Genomic DNA, 10114 nt, shown 5'->3' on the forward strand with positions numbered 1-10114 from the left:
ACACCACCGAGGCGGCCGGCCGCGAACGCCTCACCGTCGAAGTCGGCGGCAAACGCCTGGAAGTGGTGCTCCCGGCCGGCTTCGCCACCCCCACCCGCCCCACCACCACCACCGCAGGGGCCGGGCGCGGCCCGCGCCGCACCACGACCGCCACCCCCCCGGCCGGCGGCGACGACCTGATCAGCCCGATGCAGGGCACGATCGTCAAAGTCGTGGCCGCCGACGGCGACACCGTCACCGCCGGCGACGTGATCGTGGTGCTGGAGGCGATGAAGATGGAACAGCCCCTGACCGCGCACAAGAGCGGCACCGTCACCGGCCTGGCCGCCACCGCCGGGCAGAGCGTCACCGCCGGCGCCCCCATCTGCGCCATCAAGGACAGCTGACCGGCCCGCCCGGGGGGCGGCTCAGTAGACGCCGCTGCGGCGCATGGCGCGGGGACGCCCGTCGGGATCGCACACGATCCGGTAGAACGGCGTGGCCCAGGCGGTGGTCAGGGGCGACAGGGGCGCCGGCTCGTACAGCCGCAGCCGCCCGTCCGGGCGGGGGCCCCGGCGTCCCCCGGCGTGCCACCGCTCCTGGGGGTAAGTCCGGCGCGGGAAGGCGCTCCAGCGCCTGAGCGGGCTTTGACCGGAACCGGCTGCGGCAGCGCACCACGCGCTGGTACAGTCGGTCGCGTTCGAACACGTGAGCGATAACCAAGCTCGCGACTTCGGCCGTTACTCACCGCCGGGAGGGCGGAGCCCGCGTCACCCGGAACGGGATCGTGGGCTGGGGCGTGGAAACCCGTGTGAACGGGGCCGGAAGGTGAACCGCCAAGCAACAGCGTCGCGACCGTGCGCAGAGCCGCACGGTTGGGATGGCTGGAATCCCCCGGATTCATCCATGGGGAGCGCTTCAAGTAGATGAGGGAGCGGGCGCGGCGCAGCGCCTTGAGGTAGCCGCGGGCGATACTGCGTTCTCCCCGTGGCGCGAACGGATAGCGGGCGCGCCGGTGGGCGTAGGTCCGCAGCACGACGAGCTTCTCGCCGCCTGATCTGCCGGGCGGCCGGAGGGCGGCGGGCGTTCAGCGGTCCGCGTCCGGGACGGCGTCCCCCCGCGAGGGGGGACGCCGCGATGGTTACGGACGGTTGCAGCTCAGGCCGCCTCCGGCGTGGTTGATGAGGTCCTGGTAGACGACGCTCTTGCGGATCGGGGTCTTGCTCTCCACGGTCTGCACCGTCTTCCCGCCGCGCTGGAGCTCGAAGACGGGCGTCGTGCCCGGCACCATCTCCGCCTTGAACGAGACCAGCCCCGCCTGCGCGTCCAACGTGTCGACCTGGGAACCCTGCTTGATCACCAGCTTGCCCGGTGTCTTGAGGAAGGCGACGAGCTCCACGGTGTTCGTGGCGGGGTCGCCGTTGAGAACCTTGATCGGGCCGATGGTCTGCTTGGTGGCGTCGAACGGCGCGTCGGTGCGGTGGCTGCGGTGGAAGTAGTAGAGCGCGTCGCGAGCCACCACCGGCGCCTTCCCGGTCTTGAACAGCGTCGTGTAGTAGGTGATCAGGTCGGAGGGCGCGTACCCTCGCTTGACCGACGGCGCCACCCACGACTCGGCGTAGTCGTTCCAGGTGATGAGCGCGATGATGTCCGCGTCACCCTGTGCGGCCTTCAGGAACGACTGCTGCAGCAACTGGCTGTTGGCCGGCTCCCACAGGCGCTTGTCCCTGGGGCGCACGTCCTCGAGCGAGGCCGGCGCCATGTAGAGGCGTCCCCGCTTGTGCGCCTCGACGCCGCCCTTGCGCAGGGATTCGGTCGTGCTCACCCACTTGCTGCCCCACGAGGAGTAGCCGACGACGTGGTCGTTCCACTCGGTCTTCCCGGTGCCGTTCCAGCTGAGGAAGATCGGGAAGAGCGAGGTCTTCATGCCCTTGGCGGCCAGCTTGTCGCGCAGCTGGTCCCACCAGGCCGCGGGATGCCGCTCCGGATAGAACGGCGCGAGCGGGATGGTGCCGTCGTCGAGCTTGTAGAGCGACGGGTGCCCCTTGGCCAGGAGGATGTCCTCTATGACCTTGTCGTGCGGGGAGTCCTTGGCCGTGGGGAAGTCGGGGCTGATCATGATCTTGAAGTTGGGGTCGACCGCCTTGGCCGCCGCCAGCATCGCGGGGAACTGGTTGAACCGCTGGTCGCTGGCCGAGGTGTGGTGCTCGTAGATGAACCCGTCGAGGCCCATCGCGATCGCCTGCCGTACCTCGACCTCGAAGTCGAGCTGGCGCCAGTTCTTCTCCGGGCGCACCGGGCGCGGCAGAGGCCGGTCACGCGAGTGCCCGCCCTGCCCGGCGTACATCCCGTTGGAGCCCATCGGGTCCAGCCAGGAGGCGTGCTGGTCCTTGGAGGGGTCCTTGTTGTCGATCGACACGGGGTAGGGCGGGAAGTAGAAGGCGAAGACCTTCTTGTCGAAGGAGCGCAGCGCCGACGGCGAGAGCTTGTCGAACGGCAGGCAGTTCCCGCTCGACGGCGGCGGCGTGGCCGTGGCCGTAGCGGTGGGTGTGGCGCTGGGAGTGGCGCTGGGCGTAGGGGTCGGGGTGGCACTGGCCGGGGAGTAGCTGATCTTCAGGCGCGGTCCCCTGTCGCCCGTCTCCCGCGAGGAGTACAGGACGGCGACGGGCCCCTCGCCGGCGGTGAGGGCGAAGGTGTAGCGCCCGTTGCCGGTGAAGGCCGAGGAGACGTCGATTCCGGCGGCCTTGTTCGCGGTGAAGCCGTCACGGGTGGCGAAGGCCGCACCGATGGTGGGCTTGCTGTTCCAGGTGGTGGCGCTCTCGGTCCAGGCGCTGGTCACCTTGTGCACCGAGACCACGGTCTCGACGGTCCTGCCGGGCGTCACCTCAAGGGTCATCTTCACGTTCGTGGCGCCCTTCGGCACGCCCGAGACGGTGAAGCCGGTGAGCACGCGGCGCTCACCGTTGGTCTTGCCGTTGCACGACGCGGCGCAGGCGGACAGCCAGGTCGCGGTCCCGTAGGACTTCGCGGGCTCCGCCTGGCTGATGAAGACGTCGTCGGTCGCGGGCACCGTGGTGTCCGCCAGTGCCGCGGCGGCGGGCGCCGCCGAGACGGTGGCGAGCCCTCCCGAGGCGGCGAGGGAAAGAGCGGCGACGATCAGCGCGACCGTCGTCCGTCGGTTGGGGGGCAATTGAGCTCCATCGGCTTGCTGTACAAGTCGTGATCAACATAGCTGCGACCCGGCAGTCTTATGTGGCCAATGCCCAAGTTTCGGTGCCGGATTTATTGGGATTTAGGATTGGAACGATTGAAACGGGGTACACCGTCGAGCCGGCGGGGCGGCGCATCGGAAAGTGTGCTCACCATGACAAATCCCCCGTTGTGAGACTGTTCCGGAACGTGGTGACTCCGTCACAGCCTCCCGGTGGACGCGCCCGCCTCTCCTCCGGGACGGTCACGGCCGCCGCCTGACGGCCCGATGCCGCACCCGTCCCGGGGAAATGGCGCCTAACCAGGCGGGGCCGGCAGATCCGAGATGCTGTCCAGCCAGGCCTGGTGCAGGCCGGCGAAGCGTCCCGCCCGTGCGATGAGCTGGTCGGGAGGGCCGTCCTCGACGATGCCGCCGCTGTCCATCACGAGCACCCGGTCGGCGATCTCGACGGTCGACAGCCGGTGGGCGATGATCAGAGCGGTCCGTTCCGCCAGGATCGTCCGCATCGCCCGCTGCACCAGCCGTTCGCCGGGGACGTCCAGGCTGGAGGTCGCCTCGTCCAGGATCAGCACCGCGGGGTCGGCGAGGAAGGCCCGGGCGAACGCCACGAGCTGCCGCTGCCCGGCCGACAGCCTGCCGCCGTGCTTGGCGACCTGGGTGTCGTAGCCCTCCGGGAGCGCCGAGATGAACTCGTGGGCACCGATGGACCGGGCGGCCTCGACGACCTCGGCCATGGTCGAGCCGGGCCGGCCGAACCTGATGTTGTCGGCGACCGAGCCGGTGAACAGGAAGTTCTCCTGGGTCACCATGACCACCGCGCCGCGCAGCGAGTCCTCGCCGAGATCACGCAGGTCGACCCCGTCGAGCAGCACGCGGCCGGCGACAGGGTCGTAGAACCGGGAGACCAGCTTCGCCAGCGTGGTCTTCCCCGCCCCGGTGGTGCCGACCAGCGCCACGGTCTGCCCCGCCGGGATCGCCAGATCCATCCTGGACAGCACCGGCGTGCCGTCCAGGTAGGAGAACTCCACCTCCTCGAACCGGATCTCCCCGCGTGGCCGTTCCAGCGTCACGGGGGTGTCAGGCTCGGCCACCGCGGGCCTCTCCTCCAGCACACCGGAGAGTTTCTCCAGGGCCGCCCCCGCCGACTGGAAGGTGTTGTAGAACTGGCTGATCTCCTGCATCGGCTCGTAGAACTGGCGCAGGTAGAGCAGGAACGCGGCCAGCACGCCCACCGTGACGTCGCCGTCGATGGCCAGCAGGCCGCCGTAGAACAGGACGGCGGCGATCGTGACGTTCCCGATGAGCTTGACGCCCGGCATGAAGAGCGCGATGAGGCGCATGCTCTGCACGTTGGCGTGCCCGTAGTCGGCGTTGAGCTGGGAGAAGATCTCCTGGTTGCGCGGCTCCCTGCGGAACGCCTGGACCGCCCGGATGCCGGTCATCGACTCCACGAAGTGGACGATCACCAGCGCCACGGTCTCCCGGGTCCTGCGGTAGGTGATGCTCGACTGCCGCCGGAACCAGCGGGTGAACAGCAGCAGGACCGGTAGCGGCAGCAGCGCGACCACGGCGAGCGGGACGTCGAGGACGAGCAGCAGGACCGCGGTGCCGGTCAGCGTCAGCACGGCGGTGACCAGGCCGTCGAAGCCCGACTGGAGCATCTCGGAGATGGCTTCGATGTCGGAGGTGAGCCGGGCGACGACCCGGCCCGAGGTGTAGTCGTCGTGGAAGGACAGCGACAGCTTCTGGAAGTGGGCGAAGACCCGCCGCCGTAGCTCCAGCAGGATGCTCTGGCCGATGCGGCCCGCCATCCTGAGGAACACCTGCCGGGTGGCCGCCTGGGTGACCGCAGTCGCCAGGACCGCCACGACGACCGTCACCAGCGTGGCCGGCCCCTCGCCCGCGAGCATCGGCGGGATGCCGGCGTCGATGCCCACCTTGACCAGGTAGGGGATGGCGAGAGCGGCGGCGTTGCAGATCACGATGATCGCGACGAGCAGCGCGATCTCCCTGCGGTACGGCCGCAGCAGCTCGCCGAGCAGCCGTCGGGACCGGGCGCGGAGCAGGAACGACACCTGCTCCGACAGGTCGTCCTTGTTCTCGGCGGCGACGCCGCGCCAGCCCTGTGTCGTGGTCTGGCTCATCGGAGTGCCTCCTGGCTGTCCAGGTCGCCGTCCAGGCCGTCCAGCCCGTCCGGAGCGCCGTCCAGGCCGTCCAGCCCGTCGGGGTCGCCGTCCAGCTCCGCCGACAGCAGCGCCCGGTACTCCGGCACGGCCGCCATCAGCTCCTGGTGGCGGCCGACGTGCGCGATCGTGCCGTTCAGCAGCAGGGCCACCTTGTCGGCGAGCAGCACGGTGGAGGCGCGGTGCGCCACCACGATCCCGGTGGCGTCCCGCAGGACATGCCGCAGGGCCTCCTCCACCAGGGCCTCGGTCTCGACGTCCAGCGCCGACAGGGTGTCGTCCAGAACCAGGACCCTCGGCCGGCTGAGGATCGCACGGGCCAGGGCGAGGCGCTGGCGCTGGCCGCCGGACAGGGACATGCCCTGCTCGCCGATCCTGGTCTCCAGCCCCCACGGCAGCTGGTGGACGAACCCGGCCTGGGCGACCCGCAGCGCCTCCTCGATCTCCTCCTCGGTGGCGTCGTGCCGCCCCAGCGTGAGGTTCTCCCTGACGCTCATGGAGAACAGGGTCGGCTCCTCGAAGGCCGTGGCGACCATCGAGCGCAGGGCGGGCAGCGACAGGTCCCGCACGTCGTGCCCGTCGATCGTGACCCGGCCCGCGCTGACGTCGTAGAGCCGGGGGACGAGGGCGGTCAGCGTGGTCTTGCCCGAACCCGTCGCGCCCACGACCGCGACCGTCTCTCCCGGCCGCACATCCAGCCAGACGTCGCGGAGCACCGGCTCGGCGGCTCCGGGGAAGCGGAACTCCACGCCCTCGTAGCGCAGATGGCCGCGGGGGCGTTCGACCGCGTCCGTGCCGCCGGCGATCTCCGGGTCGGTGTCGAGCACCTCCATCACCCGGTCGGCCGAGGTCATCGCCTCCTGGGCCATGACCAGGATGAAGCCGAGAGCCGAGACGGGCCACACGAGCTGCAGCATCAGCGTGGTGAAGGCCACCAGGGTGCCCAGCGTCAGCGAGCCCGAGCCGACCGCGAGCGCGCCCAGCAGCAGCACGATGGCGAGAGTGACGTTCGGGATCACCTCCAGGAAGGTGAAGAACCTGGCCGACAGCCGTACCTTCTCCATCGAGGTCCGGTAGACCTTGCGGGCCCCGTCGTCGAAGGTGTCGAAGACGTGGCGGCCCCGGCCGAAGGCCTTGATCGTGCGGATGCCGACCGCGGACTCCTCGACCACGGTGGCGAGGTCGCCCTGCTCGTCCTGGACCTGGCGGGAGACGGTGATGTAGCCCCGCTCGAAGCGCAGCGAGGTGACCACGACCGGAAGCGCCGACGCGGCGACCAGCAGGCCGAGCGGCCAGTACATCTGCAGCAGCAGCCCCGTCACCGTCACGATCTGGAAGATGATCAGGACGAGGAAGAGCATGCCGAAGCCGAGGAAGCGCCGGATGACCGACAGGTCGGTCGTCGCGCGGGAGAGCAGCTGGCCGGACTGCCAGGCGCCGTGGAAGCTCATCGGCAGCCGCTGCAGGTGCCGGTAGAGGTCGTCGCGGATCGTCGTCTCCAGGCCGATGACGGCATCGGCCAGGAACCACCTGCGCAGGAAGATGAGCAGCGCCTCGATCACGCCCAGGGCCAGGGCGAGCAGTGCGAGGGGGAGGAGGGCTCCGGTGTCGCCGCGGGCGACGGGGCCGTCGATGATCTCCTTGCCGATCAGCGGGATGACGATGCCGATGGCGATCCCGCCGAAGGCCGGTATCCAGATGAGCACCAGGCGGGTGGTGTAGGGACGGAGGTAGGACTTCATCCGCCACAGCGAGCTCGTCCTGAGGCTGCGTGGGCGGGGGGTGGGGGACTGACGGGTCTCGGTATCTCGCCCGGGGGCGGTATCAGGGGGCATCAGCAGGCAGCACACTCCTCACGGTTCTCACTTGAATTGATCACCATTCCGGGGTAAAGGCCCACTCAGGCTAAGACCGCCGTCAACTGATTTTCCGCGTCGTGAGCCCCCCGGCGGTGTTCCGCTGATCGGTGTCGCCCGCTCGCCTGTTCGCCGAGGGGTGACGGTCAGAGTCTCCGCGACCCGGCGGGGTGTCGGCAATTGTCCTGAGAGTGGTCGTCCTGTTACTCGGAGCTGCCGTAGAGGTAGCGTCAATAATCACGCTAAATGCGTATTGAAGCCGTCAAGATGCACAAAAAGCCCTCAGTCTCGGTATTTGCTTGCTCTGTGAGACGGACCTGATCCCGGAAACGCCTCGGGCCGCCCGGGTGGCCGGGCGTGACGCCCCACGGCCCGGCCCCCGGCAGGAGATGATCGGAGCAGGGAGCCGTCCGCCGGGAGGGGCGGCTCGCGGGGTGACCGGTGAGGAGCGACGGCCGATGGACAGGGCACGCGGGCGGCTGCGCGTCTACCTGGGCGCGGCCCCGGGAGTCGGCAAGACCTTCGCGATGCTCGACGAGGGACACCGGCGGCTGGCGCGCGGCACCGACGTCGTCGTGGGTCTCGTCGAGGCCCACGGCCGCCCCCGCACCGCCGAGCTGATCGCCGGCATGGAGGTGGTCCCCCGCCGGACCGTGGTCCACCGGGGGGCCGCCTTCACCGAGCTCGACGTGGACGCGGTCATCGCCCGCGCGCCGAGGGTGGCGCTGATCGACGAGCTGGCGCACACCAACGTGCCCGGCTCCAGGAACGCCAAGCGCTGGCAGGACGTCGAGGAGATCCTCGACGCCGGCATCGACGTCATCTCCACCGTCAACATCCAGCACCTGGAGTCGCTCAACGACGTCGTCCAGCAGATCACCGAGGTGCCGCAGCGCGAGACCGTGCCCGACGAGGTGGTACGGCGGGCGGACGCGGTGCAGCTGGTGGACATGCCGCCGGACGGGCTGCGCCGCCGGATGGCGCACGGGAACATCTACGCGCCGGAGAAGGTCGACGCGGCGCTGTCCAACTACTTCCGGGTGGGCAACCTGACCGCGCTGCGCGAGCTGGCCCTGCTCTGGGTCGCCGGGAAGGTCGACGAGCAGCTCGACCGCTACCGCGCCGAGCACGGCATCGAGGGGACCTGGGAGGCCCGTGAGCGCGTCGTGGTCGCGCTGACCGGCGGCCCGGAGGGGGACACGCTGATCCGGCGGGCCGCCCGCATCGCGGCCAGGTCCAAGGGCGCCGACCTGTTGGCCGTCCACGTCACCCTCTCCGACGGGCTGGGCGGTGCCGACCCGGCCCGCCTGGCCCGCCAGCGCGCGCTGGTGGAGAACCTGGGCGGCACCTACCACCAGGTGGTGGGGGAGAACGTGCCGCGCGCCCTGCTGGACTTCGCCGGCGGGGTGAACGCCACCCAGCTCGTGCTGGGCGCGTCCCGCAGAGGCAGGTTCGCCCACCTGTTCTCCCGGGGTGTCGGGCTGACCGCCACCGCGCTGTCCGGCGCCATCGACGTCCACATGATCCCCCACGCCGAGGCGGGCAAGGGCGCGCGGCGCATCCGGCCGAGGGCCGCGCTGACCCGTACGCGCAGGCGCGCGGGCTGGGCGATGGCGCTGCTGGGCATTCCGGTGCTCACCGCCGCGCTGGTCCCGTTCAGAGCCGATCTGACGTTGCCCAGCGGGATCCTGCTGTTCCTGCTCATGGTCATCGGCGTGGCCCTCATCGGGGGCATGTGGCCGGCCGTCACCGCCGCCGTGGCCGGATTCCTGCTGCTCAACTACTACTTCACCCCGCCGTTCGACCGGTTCACCGTCTCCGACCCGCACAACCTGCTCGCGCTGAGCGTCTACGTGCTGGTGGCCGTCATGGTGAGCGCGGTCGTGGACCTGGCGGCCCGCCGTACCAGGGAGGCCGCGCGGGCGGGCGCGGACGCCGAGGTGCTGTCCACCCTGGCCGGCCACGTGCTGCGCGGCGAGTCGGCGCTGCCGTCCCTGCTGGCGCGGCTGCGCGAGACCTTCACCCTGACCTCGGTCACGCTGCTGGAACGGATCGGCGAGCCGGCTCCGGACGACCAGTCGGACCCCGAGGCGTGGCGGATCGCGGCGACCTCCGGAGGGCCGCCCTGCACCTGCCCGGCAGCCGCCGACGCCGACGTGGTGATCGACGAGCGACTGGTGCTCGCGGTACGGGGCAGGCTGCTGGAGGCCTCCGACCGGCGCGTGCTGGAGGCGTTCGCCGCCGAGGCGGCCGTGGCGCTGCGCCAGGAGCGCCTGCGCCGGGAGGCCGACCTCGCCGGGCCGCTGGCCGAGACCGACAGGATGCGCACCGCCCTGCTCGCCGCCGTCAGCCACGACCTGCGCACCCCGCTGGCCTCGGCCAGACTCGCCGTGGAGAGCCTGCGCGGCACCGAGATCGAATGGAGCGCCGAGGACCGCGAGGAACTGCTGGCCACCGCCGACGAATCCCTGCTCAAACTCGACCGGCTGGTCGCCAACCTGCTCGACATGAGCCGCCTGCAGGCCGGCGTGCTCGGCCTGACCCTGCAACCGGTCGCGCTCGAAGAGGTCATCCCGCGCTCGATCGACGACCTCGGCCCGCTCCGCGACCGCGTCGAGGGCGAGGTGTCGGTGGACCTCCCCGAGGTCGTCGCCGACTCCGCGCTGCTGGAACGGATCCTGGTCAACGTCATGTCCAACGCCGTGCGCTACAGCCCGGCCGGCAAGAAGGTCCTCATCACCGCGAGCCGGCACGGCGACCACGTCGAGATCCGCGTCGTCGACCGCGGCCCCGGCATCCCCGCCGAGGCGCACGACCGCGTCTTCCTGCCCTTCCAGCGGCTCGGCGACCGCGACAACCACACCGGGGTCGGCCTCGGCCTGGCG

The 10114-nt window shown here is 70.7% G+C and carries 5 protein-coding genes; 2 read left to right on the forward strand and 3 right to left on the reverse strand.

The genetic code is table 11. The features are described from left to right. On the forward strand, nucleotides 1-386 hold a 386-nt coding region (locus BM085_RS42225), incomplete at its 5' end, for an acyl-CoA carboxylase biotin carboxyl carrier protein subunit (RefSeq protein ID WP_143121339.1). 734 nt (nucleotides 387-1120) lie between these two features. Here the strand turns inward: BM085_RS42225 and BM085_RS42235 are convergent. The 3 genes from BM085_RS42235 to BM085_RS42245 all read right to left on the reverse strand — a co-directional run bounded on the left by BM085_RS42235 (nucleotide 1121) and on the right by BM085_RS42245 (nucleotide 7115). Continuing rightward, nucleotides 1121-3169 (reverse strand): glycoside hydrolase family 71 protein, encoded by a 2049-nt coding sequence (locus tag BM085_RS42235; RefSeq protein ID WP_093892339.1) that lies wholly within the window; start codon nucleotides 3167-3169, stop codon nucleotides 1121-1123. Nucleotides 3170-3486: 317 nt separating this feature from the next. Beyond that, complete coding sequence (locus tag BM085_RS42240) at nucleotides 3487-5334, reverse strand: ABC transporter ATP-binding protein (RefSeq protein WP_093892340.1); 1848 nt, start codon at nucleotides 5332-5334, stop codon at nucleotides 3487-3489. Further along, nucleotides 5331-7115 carry an ABC transporter ATP-binding protein gene (locus tag BM085_RS42245; protein ID WP_245790016.1) on the reverse strand — a complete coding sequence of 595 codons (1785 nt, stop codon included), beginning with the start codon at nucleotides 7113-7115 and terminating at the stop codon, nucleotides 5331-5333. Before BM085_RS42245 ends, BM085_RS42240 begins: the two co-directional genes overlap by 4 nt. A 572-nt stretch (nucleotides 7116-7687) precedes the next feature. Between BM085_RS42245 and BM085_RS42250 the strand changes: the two genes are divergently transcribed. Beyond that, nucleotides 7688-10114 (forward strand): sensor histidine kinase (locus BM085_RS42250; RefSeq protein WP_093892341.1); only part of this gene is annotated, 2427 nt, incomplete at its 3' end.

Origin of the sequence: Streptosporangium canum (assembly GCF_900113865.1) — a bacterium.
Classification (GTDB): Bacteria; Actinomycetota; Actinomycetes; order Streptosporangiales; family Streptosporangiaceae; genus Streptosporangium; species Streptosporangium canum.

Excerpts from the sequence above, each read along its gene's own strand:
- BM085_RS42240 (WP_093892340.1), bottom strand. The coding sequence starts at position 5,334 with ATGAGCCAGACCACGACACAGGGCTGGCGCGGCGTCGCCGCCGAGAAC.
- BM085_RS42245 (WP_245790016.1), bottom strand. The coding sequence starts at position 7,115 with ATGAAGTCCTACCTCCGTCCCTACACCACCCGCCTGGTGCTCATCTGG.